Origin of the sequence: Pseudanabaena sp. lw0831 (genome assembly GCF_016584665.1) — a bacterium.
GTDB lineage: Bacteria > Cyanobacteriota > Cyanobacteriia > Pseudanabaenales > Pseudanabaenaceae > Pseudanabaena.
Genome location: NZ_BBJB01000084.1, coordinates 41401 through 64600 on the forward strand (window position 1 = coordinate 41401; position 23200 = coordinate 64600).

Below are 23200 nucleotides of genomic sequence, written 5' to 3' on the forward strand. Positions count from 1 at the left end.
ATTTTTTTGTAACTTCGTCACTTTTTATCAAACACTTAGAGAAGTGCTGTAAATAATTAAGTACCTCAGCATAATTAAAAACAAAAAATCAAGAACTGTACCGCCCGCTGCGCGGGCGGTACAGTTTTTGCAGTTTTATATTTAACCGTGCTTAGCTACTTTAGTAGCGCCAATGTCCCAAAGTGTAACTTTTCTATGACTTCATCGCCTGCGACTGAACTTGAGCCTGATTATGCTTTAAGCGCCTATGACTATGAATTGCCAAGCGATCGCATAGCTCAAGATCCAGTTACACCTAGGGATACATCGCGTCTATTGGTAATTGATCGCGATCGCAATTTACTACATCAGTACTTTTATAATTTGCCAAATTTTTTGCAGGCGGGAGATTTACTTGTTTTTAATAACACCAAAGTTATTCCTGCGAGAATGTATGGGCATAAGCAATCGGGTGTGCCTGTCGAGATTTTGCTGATGGAGCCAGTTGGACACGATCGCTGGTTAGCCTTGGTTAAGCCTGGTAAGCGCTTGCCGATTGGTAGCACGATCATCTTTTCGGATAATGTCAAAGCGACAGTTGAAGGGATTGAGACAACCACTAGAGCTAGAGAATTGCAATTTCATATTCCTGCTGGGGCTGACCTTGACAAAATCATTGATCAACTAGGCACAGTTCCCTTGCCGCCCTATGTCACCGATTCCCATGCCGATCCCGATCGCTATCAGACTATTTACGCAGAGATCGCAGGCGCGATCGCTGCACCTACAGCAGGTTTACATTTTACCGAGCCGCTATTTGAAAAGCTTGCTGACAAAGGCATTGATAAAGCCTTTGTGACTCTACATGTGGGTATTGGTACATTTCGCCCTGTGGAGGTGGAGGACATCACGCAACATGTGATGCATAACGAGTGGTGTGAAGTTCCTGAGGAGACGATCGCTAAAATCAAAGAAACTAAAGCAAACGGTGGGCGCGTGATCGGCGTTGGTAGCACGGTGGCGAGATCGCTGGAAAATTCAAATTTTCAGGCTTTTAAGGGTAAAACGAATTTGATGATTTATCCTGGGTATGAGTGGAAAGTTTTAGATGGAATGGTGACTAATTTTCATTTGCCTAAGTCAACTTTGCTAATGATGGTGTCATCGTTTTTGGGTGAGGGTGGGCGCGAATTTTTAATGTCGATATATCAAGAAGCGATCGCCAAAGAATATCGCTTTTATTCCTTCGGTGATGCCATGTTGATACTTCGATAAAAAACCCGTAAGGTTTCGCCCCGCAGGGGCGAAACCTTACGGGTTTTACAAGTATATTGCGTAATTAATTTCGGGTGGCGCGATCGCGAGTAGCATTTTTTGCGTAATTCTAATTAGTAATAATCGCCTGACCACTATTTCGCGAGATACTCCAAAAATTCGACAGCGATCGTAAAAACGCAAAAAAGCTTCAGCTAGCGATCGCGATAATTTCTGTCTCTTCTGTCTATTCAAAGGCAAGATATTCTCATCTTCTAAATAATCTGCGATCGCCAAATTTCGCATCAATAAACTAATTTCCTCAGGTTCTAAATCAGATTCTAAATGTAGGGGCAATTCATGAATTGCCCCTACATATTCATGAATTGCCAATCGCATGAGCGCACAGCATCGGGCATAGACATATTGTTCAGTTGAATTCCCTATAGGAATTAGAACAATTTCGCATTTTTGCCAGAATCCATTACAGTTCGTAATTCCTTCTATTCGCAAATTCTCCAGAAATAATAAAATTTCAGAGATATATTGCTCCCTAAAAAAAATATTTAACCAACCTTTGCCAAATGCTCTGATTTGCGATTGAGTAGATATTTCTGGATTTTGCGAACAAGTTTGCGCGATCGCATCAGCAATCTGTACAGGGCTTCTCTGTAAGCGATTGGCGAGCGACAACGCGATCGCCGATGTGTAATGAGCATCATATTTTGGATAGCAAATCTCCAGCGCGATTTCTCTAGGATCTAGCAAAAGCTTAAATTCTGAATTAATGGCTGAGGCGATCGCTATTTGAAGAGTTCGAGATGGAGAAGTAAATTTCATGATAGTGTTACAAACCCAAATAGTTAGGTTTGCGCCCCTGCGGGGCAAAAGCCTAACTATTTGGGAATTTATTTCATGCGAGGTAACCGTAACACATTTGTTTTTTTTGAAAGCGGACTTAGGATTTGATTCAGCGCTCTTAATTGCTCAGGTGTCCCCATGGAGATCAATACATCACCTTGCAAAATTTCCGTATTGCCATCAGGTCCCGCAATGACATCGCCATCAGCGCGACGAATTGCTAATACTAAAGCCCCAGTCTGCGATCGCAAACTCGCCTTTTTCAAAGTGACTCCGACATAGCTAGAGTCATCAATGCGATATTCCTCAATATAAAATGAGCGATTTGCCCCAGCGATAATGCCATCGACAAAATCCATCACCTGCGGACGCAGCGCCACTGCCGCCATACGCTTGCCACCAGTAATATATGGCGAAATCACTTCATCTGCTCCTCCGCGCCGTAACTTTTGCATCGACTCTTCCGTACTTGCTCTAGCGATCGCCCTAATCTCAGGATTTAAGGTTTTTGCCGATAATACCGTATAGAGATTTTCAGCATCCGATGGTAAAGCCGCCACAATACAAACAGCCCGTTCAATCCCCGCAAGAAGTAAAGTGTTATCGAGAGCGGCATCTCCTTGCAAAGCTGGATGACCCTCTAGCTCAGCTTGCTCAATTGCCACGGGATCGCTATCAATCACTACAAATGAAATACTTCCCTCCGCCGCAAATTCTGCTGTAACCTGTCGCCCCGTTCGACCAAATCCACACACTATGTAGTGTTTGTCTAATGCATCCATGACCTTTCGTTGCCGCCTCGCTTGAAAAATATTATAGATATGACCATTGGCGATCGCTGCTGTAAATTGAGCAGCGATATAACTAATGCTTAAAACTCCCATCACGATTAAAGTAAGCGTAAAAATACGCCCTTCAAAATGTAGAGGATTAGTTTCGCCATAACCAATCGTGGCAAGGGTAATAATCGTCATATAGAGGGCATCAAACCAACTCCATCCTTCGATGAAGCGATAGCCCAATGTGCCAAATGCAGTCAGACCGACTAAAATTCCGACATTAGCAAGTAAAGTACGCTGATATTGCAGCAACTCACGCTGTAGATAAATTGGTTGCAATTGTTGGTAGTTAAGCGAACTTTTAGAAGGCATACATGTCTGTACAGTTATAAGCTATGAGTAATTTAACCAAGAACTTTTATAAAAGAATGTTAAGCTGCTTATAGATATATAGCTTTAGCTTTTACGCATTTTTAGTAAGATTGTTGTTTATTACATCGGTCTAGTTTTTGCAAATAAATGCTGTCACTCATGGGACAAGTATGACATCAGAGCCACCTTCAGAAAACACGCAAATTAACCGTGCTGTAACTTCTCCCTATCGTTCGGCAGTTGATATTAACGACGATAACTTAGAGAGGTTTCATGCTTGGACTGGGTATAACACCCACACAGATATGAGTAGTAACACGAAATTCCAAATGCGTGACTTCCATATCGATTTGGGTATGGCTGTGATTGGCTTTGGCGTGTTGTGTAGCTGGGAAGTGAGATCTCGCAAAATTGATTTCAAGGGTAAAACTCACATTATTTACGAGCTAAGGGGGGATACCGATCCGCAAGTTGTACCGATGTTGCGCCAAAACTGTAGTGATGAAATGGCAACTTTTTTACATAGCCGTCTAATCAGAACTTTAGATTTTTTACGCTCCTGCTCAAAATTTTCTGGCATTCCTCATGTTCACATCATCTCGATCCGTAATCACTATGTCATGAGTGCAGTATGGCGACCATACCAAAATAAGATTTGGATGGTTCCCATCGATCAGATTGAAGGTTTATCTTTTTCTAATCATTTAATTTAAGTGAAGGTATCGCTTCGCTCCGCCTTCGCTTAGTGGATTTCAATATGTCTATTCGTATCAACGGCGCAGGTGCGCTCAAAACTTCAACCGATCTATCAATTCGACCAACCGCTAGTAAGGTTAGAGCCGCAGTTTTTAATATTTTGCAAACTCGCATCAAAGGCGCAAATTGGCTAGATATCTGTGCTGGGTCAGGTGCTATGGGAGCAGAGGCGTTAGTAAGGGGTGCAGCTAATATCGTCGGCATTGAGCTATCTGCGATAGCCTGTCAGATTGTGCGCGAAAACTGGCAGAAATTTGCGAAGTCAAATCAAAAATTTGAAATTATTAAAGGCGATGCGTTCAAGACATTGCGGAAATTACAACCCAAATATTTTAATTTGGTTTATTTCGATCCACCTTACCAAAGCGATCTATACCAACCCGTGCTTACAGCATTATCGCCATTGCTTGCCGATGGAGCGCTAGTAATTGCCGAATGTGATCGCTTACGTCCGCTTCCTGATGTGATGGGAGATCTCATCTGTTGCGATCGCCGCCAATATGGACAAACTGCCCTAGTCTTTTACGAAAAAGAATAGGGTCAACTCTAGGTATGATGACGCTCTGAATAAATCATCATAAAATAAACTTAGAACCTAGAGCTTGCACCGCCCGCGCAGCGGGCGGTGCAAGCTCTAGGTTTTATACTTAGACATTTCCAAAAAAAAGAGTCACCGCCGTGCTAACCACAGAAAATCCTGAAACTCGCGATCGTCCCCAAGATCTATTGCAAAGTGCTTCACAAACTTGGATATGGCGTGGACATCAAATCAAATATTCAGTCACGGGTACAGGTACGCCTCTCGTCCTAATTCATGGTTTCGGCGCATCGATCGGTCATTGGAAAAAGAACATTCCTGCATTTGCTGAGGCTGGCTATCAAGTATTTGCGATCGACTTGCTCGGCTTTGGTGGTTCGGCGAAACCAGCTTTAGGTTACTCATTAGAGCTTTGGGAAGAACTGCTCAAGGATTTTCATCAAGAATTTGTACAGCAACCAGCGATATTTATCGGTAATTCCATCGGTGCTTTGCTAGCGTTGATGGTGGTAACTAACAGTCCTGAAATTGCGATCGGCGCAGTCTTACTCAATGCCGCAGGTGGCTTAAATCATCGTCCTGAAGAGCTAAATTTGCCATTGCGATTAGTGATGGGTGCTTTTGCAAAATTGGTAAGCTCTGAGGTGACTGGTAAGTTTGTCTTCAATCAAGTTCGCAAAAAACAAAATATTCGGAATTCTCTGCGTCAGGTTTATCGCAATCATCAAGCGATCGATGATGAGTTGGTGGATATGCTCTATCAGCCATCCTGTGATAAAGGTGCACAAAAGGTTTTTGCTTCAATTTTGATGGCTCCTGCTGGCCCCCGCACTGCCGATTTATTGGCTAAGTTAGAGAAGCCTCTATTAGTTCTTTGGGGTGATGCTGATCCTTGGACTCCAATTAATGGAGCGAAGGTTTATGAAGAAGCAGGTAAGACTAAGGATATTCAATTAATTCCCATTCCCAATACAGGGCATTGCCCCCACGATGATCGCCCTGAGATTGTGAATGCGCTAGTGATTCACTGGTTACAGAAATTAGTTCTGATAAAGAGAGCTAGCTAATGCGATCGCTACAGCACAAGCCTTTAACTCTGGTTGCTTCGAGTCGGGATCGGCTTCAGAATGGGTGAGCGCATTCGCCTCCGCATTGTCTGCCCAGAGCGCTCCCCAATGCATGGGCACAAATAAAACGCCTCTGGAGATCGCCTCTGTTACCAGAGCAGGGAATTTGGAAGAACCACGACGCGATCGCACTTCTACGAGATCACCATTATTAATACCGAATTTGTTCGCATCCTTGGGATGAATCTCGACAAAGGGATTTGGGTGCATCTGACGGATTTTGTCGATGCGCCCTGTGCGGGTTTGCGTGTGCCAATGTCCATAAAGTCTTCCTGTTGTAAGGATAAATGGATATTGCTCATCAGGAATTTCAAATACACCTTTGGAATGATAAGCTCCAAATCTAGCTTTGAGATCGGGCGTATGGAATTGGAGATCGGTGTAGAGCCGCTTATTGTGAACTTGGTCTTGTTCAGGATTTTGATCGGAAGCTTGCCATTGCATTACGCCTATTTCCGCCAGCTTCGCGTGACTAATCCCTGTCATGTCACAGGGGCGATCGCGGGTTATCTGCACGAATTCAGAATGCACATCTGCCGAAGATTGGAAGTTGAACTTATCGGCAAAACCGAGGCGACGACCAACTTCAGCAAAAATCGACCAATCATCGCGGGCTTCTCCTAGAGGCGGCTGAAAGGCTTGGCAGAGTGTGACACAGCGTTCAGAATTGGTCATTGTGCCAGTCTTCTCGCTCCATTGTGTAGCTGGGAGCAGAACATGAGCAAAAGCAGAAGTTTCGATTGGGTAATATGCGTCTTGATAGACCGTAAAAGGCGATCGCTTTAAAGCGGCTTTAGTCCTCACCAGATCGGGAAAACTAACGACAGGATTTGTCGCCGCAACCCAGAGAAAGTCCACTTCATCGGCTTCTAAGCCGCGAATTATATCCCATGCAGTACGTCCGACTTGACTGGATATTTGACCATCAGGCAATCCCCAAAATGTTTCTAGTTCAGCACGATGTTGAGGATTAGCAACAAATCTATATCCAGGCAATAAATGCGCTAAGCCACCAGCTTCTCTTCCGCCCATCGCATTGGGCTGACCAGTCAATGAGAAGGGCCCAGATCCAGCTTTACCAATTTGAGCAGTAAGCAAATGTAGATTAATGATGCATTGGACTTTTGCTGTGCCTTGAGTAGATTGATTGACACCCATTGACCAAATGGATAGAACTCGTGAAGATTCTGCCCAATATTTAGCAGCTAGTTCTAGATCGTTAACATCAATTCCACAACGTCGCGCTACAAATTCTGGCGTATAGAGTTGCGTGATTTCAGCAAATTCAGCAAAACCTGTAGTGTGCTTCTCAATAAATTCGCGATCGCATTTTTCCCATTTCAATAACAAATGGGCGATACCATTTAATAAATCGATATCTGTACCTGGTTGAATCGCTAAATGCAAATCTGCCACTGCTGCGGTTTGGGTGCGGCGCGGATCAACGACGATGAGCTTAACGTGGGAATTCTTTTTGTGATGTTTCCGAAAGCGATTGAAAATAATGGGATGACATTCAGCCGTGTTTGTCCCGATCGCAAATAGACAATCGGTAATATCTAAATCTTCATAGCAACAGGGTGGCCCATCGGAGCCGAAACTTTTGGCATAGCCTGAAACTGCTGATGACATGCAGAGCCGTGAGTTAGCATCAAAGTTATTAGTTCCTAAACAACCTTTAAATAACTTTTGAGCAGTGTAATAATCCTCGGTTTGGAATTGCCCTGAACCATACATACAGAGAGCATCTGCGCCTTTGGTGGCGATCACCTGCTGCATCCGATTGACGATCTCATTTAGAGCTTCATCCCAACTAACTTGGCGAAACTCATCATCAAGGCGATCACGCATCATCGGATGCAGGAGCCGATCTTTTTGAATTGATTCAGCAATAGTCGCGCCCTTGACACAGACCATGCCTTGACTGGAAGGATGTGTGCGATCGCCTCGTACCTTAAAGCGATCGGGAAATTTGACTGTTGGTTGATTCGTTGTTTCCACGACTTCTAAGCCGCAACCAACACCACAGTAGGGACATAGGGTTTTGACGATTTGCGGTATAGATTGAGTAGAAGGGCTAGATGCAGACATAGACGGTTATTTAGCTATTGGCGAACAGCTATTTTTTTGCTGGCGAAACCTTTGACAGAGTCAAAATAGCTGGTTTCAGTGAATTTAGAGTAGGGCATAGATTGTAAGGCTGCGATCGGATCGTTAGGATCAAACATAGAACCATCAGCTAAAACAATTGGCGTTTTATCTTCCTCAATAATGGGAATTTCTAGCTCCTTCGCAGCTTGCTGATAGACATCAGTGGCAAGCAAGTTGTAAATCACCTCTGCGTGATTCTCTGGGAAACTAATCAATCCCCAACGAGCCATTTGGGTCAACACCCATAGATGCTCCTTGCGTGAAGGCATATTGCCCACACCAAATTGGCAGAAATCTTTCTCATATTTCGCTTCCATAGTGCTGACGCGGTAGGGCCCAGCAAAGCCTGGACGAATATAAACGGGATCGATATTGAGGTATTTCGGACTTGCCAAAGTCAGCACCACTTCATCACGATTTTCCAACGGTTCGCAGAACTGTGCTGCTTCCAATAGAGCCTTGACAAGTTCCAAATGTGTATTGGGATATTGCTCGGCCCAATCTTTACGTACACCAAGAACTTTCTCTGGGTGTCCCCGCCAAATATCTAAATCAGTAGCTACCACAAAACCAACGTTACTATTGACAGCTCTCACATTCCAAGGTTCGCCTACACAGTAACCAATAATATTGTTTGCCATCAGGTTGGCAACCATCTGTGGTGGTGGAATCACAATCACATCTACGTCTTGATCGGGCTGAATCCCACCACTAGCTAACCAATGACGCAGCAGTAAGTTATGCATGGAAGCATGGTGTACCATACCGATCGCAGGATTATACGCATCATCAGCAAATTTATCGATATATTCTTTGAGGGAAGCAAGATCATGCACACCTTCCTCATGAAGCTTATTGCTGAGGGTAATCGCATTACCATTACGGCTCAAAGTTAAGGAAGTGACCACAGGTACAGGAATCTTATTCCCCATACCGAGGCTAATGGCGAGAGGCATTCCTGTGACCATTTGTGCTGCATCCAAACGACCTTCACGGATTCCTTCAGCAAGATCGTTCCAGCTATTTTCCTTGGAGAGTGTAACATCTAGACCATATTTAGCAAATAACCCTTTCTCTTGGGCGATCGCAAAGGGAGCGCAATCAGTAAGAGGAATGTATCCAATTGTGAGATTGGTTTTCTCGATATTGCCCATACTGATCGCTGCCGTGCTCTTATTCTTAGCACGTTCAATTTTGATTTGTTTCTGGCGATCGAGGAAGTTAACGACTTCGCCTCGGAGTCGATAATAGTTCGGGTGATTGACTGACTCCAGCCTTTTGCGTGGATGAGGTAAATCAACGGTGAGAACCTGACCAATTTTCGCTTCTGGCCCGTTGGTCATCATAATGATGCGATCGCTTAGTAACAGAGCTTCATCGACATCATGGGTAATCATCACTGCCGAAATTTTGCTTTCGTCGCAAATCTGCATTAGCTTCTCTTGTAAGCGCCCTCTAGTCAGGGCATCTAACGCGCCAAAAGGTTCATCTAGCAATAAAATCTTTGGTTTAATCGACAAAGCACGAGCGATTCCCACCCGTTGCTTCATGCCGCCTGAAATTTCTCGAGGGTACTTATCTGCTGCGTGACTTAACCCAACTAAATCAATATTTTCTTGAATAATCCGACGACGCTCTTCTTTAGGTAAATCTCTTAAGACCCGATTTACCGCCAAACCAATATTCTGCCTCACCGTTAACCAAGGCAATAGCGAATGGTTTTGGAAAACCAACATGCGATCGGGTCCAGGCTCACTAATTTCTCTCCCTTCTAAAACAATACCGCCAGCACTAGCCTTATCTAAGCCTGACAAAATATTCAGAACTGTTGACTTACCGCAGCCCGAATGTCCAATAATCGAGACGAATTCGCCTTCTTTCATCTCAAAATAGACATCTTTGACAGCAACATAGGGTTGCCCATTTTGGGTTTTAAAAACACGACTGACGTGATCGATTTCTAGGAATGCAGACATAATGGTTTGTTGGTAAATTACGAATTGGGAATTACGAATTATTAATTACGAATTGGGAATTACGAATTACGAATTATGGATTGAGCGTTACCATTTAGCAGTTAAGAAATTATGTACTATTAATTCGTAATTCGTAATTATTCCGCCTCATCCGCAAGGGCAAAACGGCTATATAGAAATTCAAGAATGTAGTTACGAAGAGTGTAATAGCGGGGATCATCAGCAATTGCTTTGCGATCGCGAGGTCGGGAGAAGGGAATGTCAATAACTTCAGCGATATGGGCGGCGGGACCGTTGCTCATCAGGACAATGCGATCGGCTAAGAATAAGGCTTCATCGATGTCATGGGTGATCATCAGTGCGGTAACTCGATTGGCTCGCCAAATTGATAGTAGTTCTTCTTGCAACTCTTCGCGAGTCATTACATCTAACGCGCCGAAGGGTTCATCAAGGATTAGCACTTCAGGGCGAATTGACAATGCACGCGCGATCGATACGCGCTGACGCATCCCGCCAGAGAGTTCTTTCGGTCTTTTGTTCATTGCCTCAGCCAAACCCACCAGAGCCAGACTATCTTTGGCAATCTTCGTCTTTTCTTCTTTAGACTTGTCGGTATAAACTTGCTTTACTGCAAGATAGACATTCTCAAAAGCACTCATCCAAGGCAATAGCGAATAGTTTTGAAAAACCACCATGCGATCGGGCCCTGGACGCAGAATTGGTTTTGACTTTAAGCAAATCTCTCCAGCAGTTGGTCTATTAAAACCCGCCACCATATTTAGTAATGTCGATTTACCGCAACCAGAGTGACCGATCACACAAATAAATTCACCTTCATATACCGTTAAGTTCACGTTTTCAAGAACGGTATAGGGGCCTCTGGCAGTTTGGTAAACTTTGGAAACTCCATCTATTACTAAAAAAGGGTCTTGATTTTTTTTCTGGTTGTTATCTGTAAGATCGAGGGTCTGCATATTGCTATTTTGATTAATTTTAAAGATTTGGAGTTTTACTTGTGCCTTCGGCACAAGTAAAACTCCTATATGATCACGAATCTGACTGAACGGCAAATTTACTAATGTAATAAACTAGTTTGTCAAGCAATAGCCCAACTAAGCCGATATATAACAATGCCAGAATCAATTCGCTCTGTTTGCCACTATTGTAGCTATCCCAAATAAAGAAGCCGATGCCACCACCTGCGGTCAACATTTCTGCCGCAACGATCGCTAACCAAGACAAACCAACAGCGATGCGTAAACCAGTGAAGATATAGGGGGCTGCCGAGGGCATCAAGATTGTAATAAAGTAATCAAATTTGCCGAGACGTAAAACCCTAGCTACGTTGCGATAGTCTTGGGGAACTTGCTGTACACCCACCGCCGTATTCATCAAGATCGGCCAAATTGAAGTTACAAAAATTACGAATAGTCCCGCCGCTTCGTTAACGTTCAACCCGATAGTTTGGAGAGATTCATTCATACCACTAAATGCGGCTAAAGCGATCGGCAACCATGCTAGAGGAGGAATAGTTCGCAAGACTTGGAAGATTGGATCAAAGGCACGATATAGAAAAGCATTTGTGCCGATCGCAATGCCTAGTGAAATACCGACAATCGCTGCGGCTGTATAACCGATCGCCACGCGGCGAACGCTAATCATGGTTTTGACACCTAAGCCCTGTTCGATTGTTACTTTTTCTTTGAGTTCTTTGCGGGCGGGGCTATCAACTTTTTCTTTGGAGTTGACATCGTAATATTCGCGATCGAAGAAGGGATGCCAAATGTATGGTTGAGTTTCTTCCCAAACTTTACTTGGTGGTGGTAATGGTGGTTTTTTGCCAGAACAAATTACTTGCCAAGCCGTTAAAAGTAAGACTAGCGCTAACAATGGTGGAATAAAAGATTTTGCTTGCTGTTGTAACCATTCACCTATGTTATTAAGCGTGAATTTAGAAGTTATGCTACCTGCCGCCATTTTTTTGTCTCCTAAATTGGAATTAATATTTTATGGTAGGGGCAATTCATGAATTGCCCCTACCTATATTTTTGTATTTGTCGCAAAAGGCGGCGCTTTGCGCCGCCTTTTGCGATAGCCGATATTATGCCTTCTTGATCTTGAGTCCGTCCAAATAGGCTTTAGGATTTTCAGGATCGAATTTGACTCCATCAAAGAAAGTCTCGATACCGCGAGAAGTACTCTTCGGAATCGCCGCCTCTTGACCAATCATCTTCGCAGCTTCTTTCCAAATATCTTCGCGGTTAACCTTGTCAACCAACTTCTTGGCATCAGTGTCAGCATCAAAGTATCCCCAACGCATATCTTCAGTCACAAACCAAATATCGTGGCTCTTGTATGGATAAGAAGCGCTATCTTTCCAGAACTTCATCGCGAGATCGGGATTGTCAAGATTTCTACCATCGCCATAGTCAACCTTACCTTGCTGTCTACCCAAAATCTCAGCCGCAGGCACTTTTAGCCACTTATCAGCTCCGATAATCTTACACATCTCTTCTTTGTTCTCAGGTTTATCACACCAAACTTGAGCTTCGAGAACGGCCGCAAGCATTGCCTTGGCAGCTTTAGGATTCTTGTCAACCCAATCAGCACGCATTGAGAAGGCTTTCTCTGGGTGATCTTTCCAAAGTTCGCCTGTAATCAGAGCACTGTAGCCAGTGTTTTGAGCAACTAGACGGGCATTCCAAGGTTCACCAACACAGAACGCTTGCATGTTGCCAGCTTTCATATTGGCGACCATTTGTGGAGGTGGCACTACGATTGTGCTGACATCATTGTTAGGATCAATGCCATTTGCGGCTAACCAATAGCGCATCCAAAGGTCATGGGTTCCACCAGGGAATGTCACCGCGCACTTGATTTCTTTACCGCCAGACTTGATTTTGGCAAAGCTTTCCTTGAGAGCCTCACTTTTGAGGGCAATTTTGAGATCTTTAAACTCATTAGCGATCGAAATGGCTTGACCGTTGGTGTTCAACCTAGCCAAGATATACATTGGCACTTTATTACCATTGGTGATTTTGCCTTCAGAAATCAAGTAAGGCATTGGAGAAAGGATGTGAGCGCCATCAATACCACCTGCCTCAGAGCCAAGGACGATATTGTCGCGAGTAGTTCCCCAAGAAGCTTGTTTGAGCACTTCGACATCCTTCATGCCGTATTTCTCAAATATCCCCTTCTCTTTAGCAATGATGAGAGGTGCGGAGTCGGTCAGAGCGATAAAGCCAAGCTTAGCCTTAGTGGTTTCAGGAGTATCAGCCGCACTGACTTTAGGAGTGGAAGTTGCAGTAGAAGAAGGGCTTGCCTTGGTGGTAGCGTCCGTTTTAGGAGCTTCAGTGCTTGTACAGGCATTTAAAGCGATCGCGCCCACAGTAGAAAGTCCTGCGGTGGTCAAAAACTTGCGGCGAGAGAATGTACTCATTGATTTCCTTAATATAAATTGAATTAGATTGAATTAGATTGAATTAGATTGAATTTGTAATTGGTTAACTGACAGAAATAAGTTCTGCCGATGGTGTTGCGATCGCCTCGTTTGCAGAGTTCTCTTTAGGAATAGCCCCAAAGCGTTCGACTAGGAGCTTGCCGACCACATCGCGCAAGTCCTCGCAAGGGACTTTTTCCATTACACAGGTTCCAAGATGGGCATCTTTACCCACTGTGCCGCCCATGTATATGTCCACGCCATCGACAACTTTGCCATCTTTACGAGCTTTGCATCCCGTAAAGCCAATATCGGCAACTTGAGGCTGAGCGCAGGAATTAGGGCAACCACTCCAATGAATCCGCACAACTTTAGGAAGAACATAGTCTTCGGAAAGTTGTTTGGTAAGTGCAAGGGAGCGATTTTTAGTTTCCACGATCGCTACAGGACAGAACTGGTTGCCAGTGCAGGAAACCAGCCCGCGCATAAGGTTGTCAGGATCAGCAGGAAACTTCTGAAGAAGGGGATCTTGCAGAAGCGCTGACACTTGCTCATCGCTCACATTAGTAATGAGCAGATTTTGCTCAACTGTAAGGCGCATATCGCCGTTGCCGTAAGTGTCAGCAACCCGCGCAAATTCATACATATCGTCGGCATACATCCGTCCGACAGGAATTTGCAGCCCGACGTAGTTCATTCCTGCTTGCTTTTGTTTGTGAACCCCGATGTGATCGCGCTTTTCCCATTCGATCTCATCTTTGAGAGCTGCTGTGGCAAGTGGTTTACCCATTTGTTTTTCCACTTCAGCACGGAATTTTTCGATTCCCCACTCATCAATCAAAAACATCAAACGAGCTTTAGCGCGATTTTCACGCAGTCCGTTGTCTCGGAAAACGATGAGTAATGCTTCACAGAGTGCAACAACGTCTTCAGGTGGAACCCATACATTTAAAGGAATTGCAGCAGCAATACGCTTAGCTGAGAAAAATCCACCGACTAATACGTTAAACCCAAATATTTCTTTGTTATCTTCGTTAAAAGCTGGCACAAAAGCTAAATCGTTTATCTCGGCATGGGTTGAGTTATCTCGACAACCCGCGATCGCGATATTAAACTTGCGAGGTAAATTAGTAAAATCTGAGTTGCCTTCACCATTACTTGTAAGCAGGTTTTGCACTTGAATGGCTAGCTCACGAGTATCGTAAAGCTCATTAGCATCAATACCAGCTACAGGTGAACCTGTAATATTACGGATGTTGTCCATCGCTGACTGCACGCTTGTCAGTCCCACCGATCTAAACTTCTCGAACATTTCAGGGACATCCTCAATGAGAATGCCGCGCATTTGAATATTTTGTCGGGTGGTGATATCTGCAACACCATGCTCACCACACTTTTTAACCACAGAAGCAAGAACTCGCATCTGGTCACTACTCAATAAGCCATTGGGGATTCGCATCCGCACCATAAACCGACCAGGGGTACTTTTGCGAAAGAATACGCCCAACCACTTCAAGCGATGTTGCAAATCGTCGTTATCGATCGCTTCCCAGCCAATTTCGGCGAAGCGGGCGATTTCGGCTTTTACAGCAAGACCATCTTTTGCAGATTTTAGGTCTTCTATTTTATTTGCCATATTACTTATCCTTGGCTAAGGGTTGAGACTTTATGATTTTGGCGATCGCTACTTAAGCAAAATCTCAAAATTTCAAACTCTCAAGCGCTATTGAAACTTTTTATTCTGTGTTTACACTACTTAACGTTTCGATCCCGATTCGTATAAGAAACTACATATTTTTAAACTTTATTTAATAATTGCAAAACCTTAATGCATTTATTGCATGAAAACTTGCATCCTCATTTTTCTAAATGGTGGTCAAGGGACTTATGCTCTTTTTTTTACTTGATTGAACCCTATTTTTGAATAGTTCCCCAAGGTAAAGATAGTCGGTCAATTACATCTCGGCGTGATAGGACTCTGGCACAGAGTTCCCAGCGATCTTTATTAGGATCTATGGTTTGTTGGTAGCGAATCTCGAAGACATCACGGGCTTGATGGCGGAGATGGATATACTCATCCATCATTTGTTCTAATTTTTCTTTGCTGTCGATCCAGTCGTCTTCGATCGTATCTGGTAGTCCGCCAAAAATATCGTAGCGGTCTTGCATACGGCGTGATAGGACTTGGTAGATTTTTTCATCTTGAGTATCGTGATAGACAAGATTGAGCATATCAACGGTGCGTCTTGCTTGACCAAAGCGTTTGATGCGTCCTAAACGTTGTTCTAGGCGTGAAGGATTCCAAGGAAGATCGACGTTGATTAGAGTACCGAGGGTTTGCAGGTTTAGACCTTCACAAGCGGCATCGGTAGCGATTACTAGTCTGATTTTTCGCTCTTTAACCGCCGTTTTAATTTCGTTGCGTTCCACAGAACTAAAGTCACGATCTTTGAATAGTCCACTTTTACCTGCACCTGCATAGACACCGATCGCTTCATTAGGTAGGAGCTTTGCTAGTTCTGAGGCGATCGCAAAGGTGGTGTCGTAATACTGACTAAAGACGATGCAGCCATGCTCTAGCCATGTTTTGCCATCGGTAATATGTTGGGTGAGAAAGTACTGCACTGCTGCTAATTTAGGATCTCGCGCCTCTGTTCGTGATAGTTCGGTAACGATAGTTTTGAGGTGAGTTTCTTCTTCATAGGTCAAATTGTTAATTGTTTCTTCTAATAGGCGAGTTTGGTCTTCATCTTCGAGAATTTCGCGGCGCAACATTTTTTCGGCGGTGATGCGACCAGAAGCAAAGCTGGAACAAATTCTTTGTAAGAGCATAGTTTTCATGAAACCTGCTGACTTGGTGCGTTTCTGTAAAGCGCGGGTAAAGTCTTCGGCGGCTTCATAGGCTCGATCAAAGGGAGGATTGGTAATTAAGCCCTGATTGATAAAAACGATACCTTGATATTCATTACTTGCAGCCTTAGGATTTGGATGAATATCCACACCGACTTTTTCTAGTAAGCCAGCTTCTTCGAGAGTTTGACGGCGGCGCAAAACGGTATGGCGCAAGATTGGGTTATGTTCTTTGAAAAAATTTGGATCGAGGACGGGGGCGATCGCCTGTTGGTCTAGAAATTCTAACGAACCAAATCCCTTGTCACTGATAAATCTTTGATCTGGCACATCTAATGACAGTCTGAGATTAGCAAATAGGCTATCTTCTGCGGCAGGCGGTAAAGGATTGCGTAGCCATTCCCAAGCCTGTGCTTCTGTTTCCATGCCCTGCTCGCCTTTGACTATGGGCAGAGTGCGATCGCATTCACTCCAATTACTAAATCTTCCCAAAACAAACTCGGCTCCCCGATTGAGAATATGTAACAAATCCCATAGCTCACTAACTTCGGTTTGGATCGGTGTGGCAGTACCGAGCAGCAAATTACGGGTGCGATCGGCGATATTCAACATGAAAGCAAGTAAATTATTCGGTTCGCCCTTGTTTTTACCTAAGCCCCCTCGTCGTCTTGCCTTGTGAGCTTCATCGAGAACCACAGTTCCATATTTGCGTTTGAGTAAATATTTGCATTCTTCAGAATCTTGGGAAATTAGTCCTGTGGAGATAATCGCAATGCGAAACGGGCAGTTGATGACATCTTCCGCCCCACGGGTTTTGATGATATGTCCTTTGGCATCAATCCAAGTCTTTTTTGAAGATAGCCAGACAGCGCTGGGGATGCCTAGTTTGTCTTCTAGTTCGACTTGCCATTGCAGAGTCAGGGTAGAGGGACAGAGAATTAGCACAGCCCCGTCATCTAGTAACGCGGAAATCATCGCACTTGCAGCGAGAGAAAGGGTTTTGCCTACGCCCACTTCATCGGCTAAGAGTAATCGCGCTTTGCCATAGGTTTCACGGTGTTGCAGGAATAGCGTGACAAACGATCGCTGCCAAGGTTGTAATTGTTCCCCGCCGCGATAGATCGGGCTTTCGGCAAGGGCGGCGGCGGGTAGTTCTGTAGTGGTGACTTCGGGAAATTTAATCTCAACGCGATCGCCTATCCGTTTAATTTCTTCGATAATCGCATCAGGTAAGGGATAGGCATCTGTCCAGAGTGCGGTAAATTCATCCTCAACCCATGCTACGCCTTCGGCTGAAGTATCTTCCCAGAGGATTTCGTAGTTGTTTGTAAAGGCACTTTTGGTTTCGTTGATCGAGCCAAGGAAGCTGGTTTTTGTGCCATTATCTGATTCGATTACCCCTGCTTTGCCATGAATAAAGACGCGATCTTTAGGGACAACGCGGATTTCGACTTTGCCACTGGTAAGTAATTCATAGAGATAACGGTAGCGATCGCGGTGTAGTAGTGCCTCAACTTCGCAGGGAACTTGGTTCCATTTTTCTTTGAGAGCAGATTCCCTCACGATTTTAGAGATGGCAATATCATTAACGTCTAATTCGCTGTTGCAAATAATTTGAACTGTCGGAATATTGGCAATTTCTTCACCGACTAATTCAAAGATGGAGCTGCGGAAATAACCTGCGATGCGTTTGTAGGATTTGGCATTTTTTAGGCGATCGCGTAGGAAGGCGTGGTCAAGGCGTTGTTGACGGGAAGAAAAGCGGTTGATTGTATTCATACGGCTAAATCCTATGTTTTAAAGCCTTAGCTTAGTGAGGCAGACCAGATTTTTAAGGCTCTGATTAGTAAGGATTTAGCTCTCTCTTCAATTTCGGCTGCACGCCAATTTGCTTGCTCAAGAACCCATTGATTTAGATCGATATGAGATCTTTTAAGTTCATCTTTTTTATCGGTAAATGGGAGATTTGATAACTCTGAGTTGTAGGCAGTAAGAGTCAAATTACCAAACGTATGCAACAAAGCGGCATGAATTTCTTCTGCCTCTGCTCCTAGTTCTTGTTGCCACTCTGGGCTGAGTTTTTGAGGTAGAACATGCTCGATTGTGACTCCTGCATTTGTAAGATCGATCATTTCTTTGTTATTAAACGATTTTTCTAGTCTGCATAGAATGAAACGAGTTGTGCTACGACCATACTGGGGTTGTTTTAGGAAAGCTTCCGTAAATTCTACATCTCTTGGGAAACGACGACCGCCACTACCTGATGACATAACATCATGTAACCATTGAACATGGGATGCACTTGGGAAGTTTTTAGCCCACTGAATAAATAGCTTGTTTAAGGTATTAGTGGGTACTCCACAAACTGTACGGCGCACGATATAAGACTCAATTAATCCTAGACACTTTTCTAAATCAATATCGCTGAGTTTGTTGTTTTTGCGGTCATCAAAGAAACGGAGTAAGAGTGGATAAGAGGTTGTTACCTTGAGACTTTGAATGTTGTTTAAACGATCCTGCACTGCCTTGTTTGGTTCTTGTTGAGGGCATAAAATTGCAGCATAAAACTCACTAAACCTTTTTATAGAGTGCACTTCTGCTTCTACTGCTTCAGGTGTATCTATACTTTTCAGCTTTTTCTTGATTGCTGCATAAATCCCACCCTGCTTAATATCGTCGCCATCTTTCATAGTGTAGTGACGCAGGAACTCTGTGAGGTTATCACCGAGCGATTTTTCTATCTTTTCCCAGTAGTCTTCATAAATCCTTTTTTGCTCGCCACCAGACCCAATCGAGTGACGGAATCTCATTAGCACATAATTTCTTACTAAATCGGCTTGAGTGAGTGGCTCACCCTTGAAATTAAGACTTTCAAAAATCAAGTAGGGGTCATCGTCGTTGCCTAGATTGATCATGACAACTTGAAGGCACTGTTGTAATGTGGTTAGCACCTTGGCAGGTAATACAGGCTCATCATTGGAATCAAGACCATTGAGAATTCGATCTTTGAAAAAATGATAAGCTTTCCCCATTAAACTGTCTTTAGATGGAATTTGCCGATCGAGGGCAATCTCTCGATAAACCTCTCGATCTCCCTGTGTTGGCACAAATTTTAAGGTGTCTTCTAACTCACGAAAGGGATTGGTTAGATAAACTCCTTGAATAAGGGCAGCAGAGGGATCGTCTAAACAGTCACGCAAGGCACAAAGAATCAGGGATACGGTTGTGAGACGCTGTTGCCCATCAATAATCAGAAATTTGCTGACTCCTACAGGTACGGCGAGAGCTGGAACAGAGACGATCGCACCCATGAAGTGTGTTCCAGACTCCCCTAATTCATACTGCACCATTAAGTCATCCCATAGCGATTTCCAATTATCCAGTTCCCAAGTGTAGCGGCGTTGAAATAGGGGAATAAGATTTTGTTTTTGACCGTCGAAATATTGAATGACTTTAGTTGGTGAGGCTTCCATATATGCTCTGTGTATTTTTTTTGTATTTTTTTGTAATGAAAAGTTGTTGTTTATCCGAGTCGCTGATTTTTAATCATCTCGCATAATACCCTTGCGGCGCTATGTTCTTCGGGACGAATTGTGACTAATTGCTTGGAGAGATAATCGGCAAGCTCGACAGCCAACTCTCTTTGGGTTTCATCGCCGTAATAGTTGGGGATGTTTAGCCGCAGGTGGGCGAGGACTTCATCGCTGTCTAGGTTTTTGGCGAGTTCCATGATGCCATAGAGGACGGCGCGGAGAACGGATTGATATAGCTCTGAGCCTTCACCCATTTCAGCGCGACCGAATTCGATAGCACTTTTTAGCCTTGCTTTGTTTGCCTTTTGGTCTGCCATGAAAATTTGGAAAGCTTTGACTTTAAAGGCTTTGGCGAAGTTTTGATAATTATCCAGAGTTTTGAAACCCCGTGCTTCCATTTCGAGCATTTTTAGATAAAATCTTTCACCGCCTGATAGTTTGTCCCAATGGGTTTTAGGAATACCTTGGGGGACAAGGGCTTGATTGGCGGTATCGACGGCAAAGTTGATCAATCCATCGACAAAAGTAATTTCGCCTTTGATTCTGGGGCGGATGGCTTCGGCGGTCATGTCGCGCCCGTCGATGATGGCGTAACGGGTGAGGACGCGCAGGGAAGCGGCGTAGCCTGCCATTTGGATGTCGGCATCTTCAAAGACGTTCTCATCTCGCCGATCGCCTTTGGCAAGTTGGTTGAGTCCTGTGAGTTCGTTTACTTGCGCTTCGACTTCTTCTTGGATTTCCCATGCGAGGTCGTCGCGGGTGGTTTTGTGTTGTCCGAGGCGTTTGCGACAGATGAGTAAGATCGTGCCTTTGACGTGGCTGCCTTCACGGAGGGCGCTATCGGTTTCGGTGACGACGTACCATGCGGCGGTGACTTGCAAGCCTGAAGCCCAGACGATGTTTGCCATGTCTGCCCAGATTGTGCCTGATTGGTGGGTAAACATGATCGTTTGCAGTCCGTTGTCGGGCATACATTTGGTCATGCGCTTGTAGGCGGCGACCATGTTACGCCGAAAGTTTTCGTCTTCGCCTTTGATGGCAAGCGATCGGCGACTATCCCAAACCCATTCGGCAAATTCGGGTGGTGGATTTTTGCGTAACCAAGCGATAAAAAATTCAAGTATTTCTTCGTATTTGACTGCATCACCATAGGGAGGATCAGTAACGTAAATATCACATTGATTTGTTGATTGTGAAGCTGGATTATTACTGATCACATATACTCTATTTTCGCAGAGAGAAGAAGCTGAGTATTTTTGAGTAAGTGCGGGAATTAAAAATAGGGTTGCGCGACATCCATAATTAAGTAGAGTGTTGAGTGCTTGATTATCAAAAGTTCCTTTTGTTGCAGCAGCACCACCTTCACTATTATCAAATCGACTTAATCTAGAATTTAAGTTTAAAATTTGAGTAAAAGAATGCTTTAAATTAGCATTGCTGAAATGATTCACAAAACCTGCTATTAATAACTGTCTTGGATTAAACAAATGATGCCAGTGCGTCCAACCTCTTGTTCGGATTGGCTCATCAGTTTTATCTCCAGCTTCAATTTTCATGTCTGGAATCCACCCTTTATCTTGCCAATCTGCAATATTTATTGCAATAAAGTCCTCAACTATATGCTCTCTCCTTAAATCATCCTCAGTAATAGAACGAAATTCATACTCATCACCTTTACTATTTAGCTTCTTTCGTATCCACTGAATACAATACAAACGCTCTTGAAAAATGTCATCAGGTCTAGGCTTAAAATCTAGCTTTTCCCACATTCTCAAACGATTAGCGTTAGTTTTATCATCAGTGCGATAATCACCGCGTAAAGTAGAAATCTTAGTTTTATATTCCACTCCATCGACAGAATGTACTAGATAAGGATCTTTGCCTTTCCCATCCGTTCTAACAGTTCCACTTTTTGCTTCAATAAATTCTGCATCAGTTTTAACGGTCAAAATCTCTATATCGTAACGTTTGTTTTCAGGGTCAGGAATTAATCTAGCTATCACTTTGCGACTTGTACTAATCACCAAACTTGGAATCAAAGGAACCATCCAACCCGACTGCGGACAACGCACCTCCACACAATAGAGAAACACCTTCGCTCGCCATCCATTCCCATCCGTCTCCACACCCAAGCGATCGATCTCTGCCTGTACCTTCGCCACTAATTCTTTTTGATCAACAGCTAACTTTTCTCGACTTTCTGCCGAACCACCGACAATATTAAACGCCCCCCAAGTCAGCATACAAGCCACAGGATTCAGATCCGAAGCATAGACATCACAACCCAACCGCGCCGCCTCAAACGGAATCTGACCCGAACCGCAAAAAGTATCCGCCAACCTCGGACGATGCCCAAACCGCATGATTCCCAACTGCTCCACCAACTCAGGAAAAGAACTCGCCCTAGTTCCCAAATGCGCGTTTACCTGATCCCAAATATGACTAAACAAAGCATCATCACATTCCTCTGGACGAGATGCAGCCTTTACCCATTCCAGATAAGGAGCATGATAGCCAACTGTCCGTTCTTCATTGAGAATAAAGCGAGTTAATTTATCATTTTTATTTTCTAATCTCTTTTTTAGCGATTCTGAATCCATCGCCATCAACATCTCAAAAATCTCTAAATCCCGCTTACTGTCAGCCGTCGCAGGCAACAAACATCCCAAAATACAAGCCTTATTCAAAATCAAAGGCTTACGACCTTTCCAATAACTCCCCAAAGCCGTCAAGGTCTTACTCTGTCTTGCCTCTTGCTCCTTATACGCCTCCGCCGACAGCTTCTGCACAGGTAACAACCTCTCAATCAGCGCAGGCGTATCTTTTAGCGAAAACGGGACAACATCAGACATGGGCAGTTAAGTAATTAAGATAGTATCTAGATAATAACCTCTAGAGAGCCAAGCGATATATGTGTGAAATGTATGCGTGAAATGAATAAATCTTATTTAAAATAAGTCTTGCCACTCAAACACCACATCATCAAAGGCGAGTATGGAGAGGCGATCGCCCTGAGTGTAGCGATAGATTTGCTTATAGCCAAATTCTGATGGCTGCGAAAAGCCTGTAATAGTTTTGGTATTTACATCAAATAGCCACATCTGAGGAATCCCTGCGACAGCATAGAGATTTGCCTTGACATCGCGATCGTACTCAAGGGAGCTATCGGCAACTTCAGCAATTAGCAAAATATCCGCAGGGGTTGGCAAAGCATCTTCATAAAAATCATCACGATATTTCAAAACCGCAATATCTGGCTGTGGTTGTGATTTATTGGCTAGATCGATAGGATTTTGCACCCAAACAATTATCCTAGTCCCTAACTTGAGTGCTAATTTGTTAGTTAACCGACCCACGCACACCGCGTGTTTTCTGCCAATTGGCGACATCGTAGTAATCTCTCCGTTAATTAACTCATAGCGATCGCTATCTGCAAATACGCCCTTTTCTGTCATCAGTTGAAACTGTTCAACCGTAAATTGCACTACATGGGGCTTATCTGGATTTGGCAATTCCTGATTAGGCGATAAGCTGGGTACTAATAGTTGTGCAGTCATGACCTTGTTACTCCTATTCGCCAGAAAT

General features: G+C 43.9%; 16 protein-coding genes. 4 read left to right on the top strand and 12 right to left on the bottom strand.

All coding sequences use genetic code 11. The features are described 5' to 3' along the window. The first annotated feature begins 195 nt into the window (after positions 1–195). The gene (gene queA, locus APA_RS17830; RefSeq protein ID WP_201323604.1) at positions 196–1254 is read left to right on the top strand and encodes a tRNA preQ1(34) S-adenosylmethionine ribosyltransferase-isomerase QueA; all 1059 of its coding nucleotides are present in this window, start codon (positions 196–198) and stop codon (positions 1252–1254) included. A 45-nt stretch (positions 1255–1299) separates the two neighbouring features. On the opposite strand, the gene APA_RS17835 is transcribed toward queA, so the two are convergent. Both APA_RS17835 and APA_RS17840 read right to left on the bottom strand, forming a co-directional pair. Next, positions 1300–2073 (bottom strand): DALR anticodon-binding domain-containing protein, encoded by a 774-nt coding sequence (locus APA_RS17835; RefSeq protein ID WP_201323605.1) that lies wholly within the window; start codon positions 2071–2073, stop codon positions 1300–1302. A 68-nt stretch (positions 2074–2141) separates the two neighbouring features. Then, a complete protein-coding gene (locus APA_RS17840; protein ID WP_201323606.1) occupies positions 2142–3245 on the bottom strand; it encodes a TrkA family potassium uptake protein in 1104 nt (367 codons plus the stop codon). 170 nt (positions 3246–3415) lie between these two features. Between APA_RS17840 and APA_RS17845 the strand changes: the two genes are divergently transcribed. From APA_RS17845 to APA_RS17855, 3 genes are all read left to right on the top strand, one after another. Next, on the top strand, positions 3416–3958 hold the full coding sequence (locus tag APA_RS17845; RefSeq protein ID WP_201323607.1) for a hypothetical protein: 543 nt from the start codon (positions 3416–3418) through the stop codon (positions 3956–3958). 44 nt (positions 3959–4002) lie between these two features. Then, positions 4003–4539 (top strand): 16S rRNA (guanine(966)-N(2))-methyltransferase RsmD, encoded by a 537-nt coding sequence (rsmD, locus tag APA_RS17850; RefSeq protein ID WP_201323608.1) that lies wholly within the window; start codon positions 4003–4005, stop codon positions 4537–4539. Between the two features lie 188 nt (positions 4540–4727). Then, positions 4728–5606, top strand: a complete 879-nt coding sequence (locus APA_RS17855; protein WP_374101371.1) for an alpha/beta fold hydrolase — start codon at positions 4728–4730, stop codon at positions 5604–5606. Here APA_RS17855 and APA_RS17860 read toward each other — a convergent pair. The 10 genes from APA_RS17860 to APA_RS17905 all read right to left on the bottom strand — a co-directional run bounded on the left by APA_RS17860 (position 5580) and on the right by APA_RS17905 (position 23172). Further along, positions 5580–7757, bottom strand: coding sequence for a molybdopterin oxidoreductase family protein (locus APA_RS17860; protein ID WP_201323610.1), 2178 nt, complete (start codon positions 7755–7757; stop codon positions 5580–5582). The genes APA_RS17855 and APA_RS17860 overlap by 27 nt on opposite strands. A 14-nt stretch (positions 7758–7771) precedes the next feature. Beyond that, the gene (locus tag APA_RS17865; RefSeq protein WP_201323611.1) at positions 7772–9793 is read right to left on the bottom strand and encodes a nitrate ABC transporter ATP-binding protein; all 2022 of its coding nucleotides are present in this window, start codon (positions 9791–9793) and stop codon (positions 7772–7774) included. A 137-nt stretch (positions 9794–9930) separates the two neighbouring features. After that, positions 9931–10767 carry an ABC transporter ATP-binding protein gene (locus tag APA_RS17870; protein WP_201323632.1) on the bottom strand — a complete coding sequence of 279 codons (837 nt, stop codon included), beginning with the start codon at positions 10765–10767 and terminating at the stop codon, positions 9931–9933. A 73-nt stretch (positions 10768–10840) separates the two neighbouring features. Continuing rightward, positions 10841–11770, bottom strand: coding sequence for a nitrate ABC transporter permease (gene ntrB, locus APA_RS17875; protein WP_201323612.1), 930 nt, complete (start codon positions 11768–11770; stop codon positions 10841–10843). A gap of 124 nt (positions 11771–11894) precedes the next feature. Continuing rightward, positions 11895–13232, bottom strand: coding sequence for a CmpA/NrtA family ABC transporter substrate-binding protein (locus tag APA_RS17880; protein WP_201323613.1), 1338 nt, complete (start codon positions 13230–13232; stop codon positions 11895–11897). A gap of 64 nt (positions 13233–13296) precedes the next feature. Continuing rightward, a complete protein-coding gene (locus APA_RS17885; protein WP_201323614.1) occupies positions 13297–14868 on the bottom strand; it encodes a ferredoxin--nitrite reductase in 1572 nt (523 codons plus the stop codon). Positions 14869–15146: 278 nt separating this feature from the next. Next, positions 15147–17861, bottom strand: coding sequence for a phospholipase D-like domain-containing anti-phage protein (locus APA_RS17890; RefSeq protein WP_201323615.1), 2715 nt, complete (start codon positions 17859–17861; stop codon positions 15147–15149). 26 nt (positions 17862–17887) lie between these two features. Continuing rightward, complete coding sequence (locus APA_RS17895; RefSeq protein ID WP_201323616.1) at positions 17888–19555, bottom strand: DUF262 domain-containing protein; 1668 nt, start codon at positions 19553–19555, stop codon at positions 17888–17890. Positions 19556–19605: 50 nt separating this feature from the next. Continuing rightward, positions 19606–22467: an anti-phage-associated DUF1156 domain-containing protein gene (locus APA_RS17900; protein WP_201323617.1), complete on the bottom strand. Its 2862-nt coding sequence runs from the start codon at positions 22465–22467 to the stop codon at positions 19606–19608. Positions 22468–22563: 96 nt separating this feature from the next. After that, complete coding sequence (locus APA_RS17905; RefSeq protein ID WP_201323618.1) at positions 22564–23172, bottom strand: Uma2 family endonuclease; 609 nt, start codon at positions 23170–23172, stop codon at positions 22564–22566. Positions 23173–23200 lie beyond the last annotated feature (28 nt).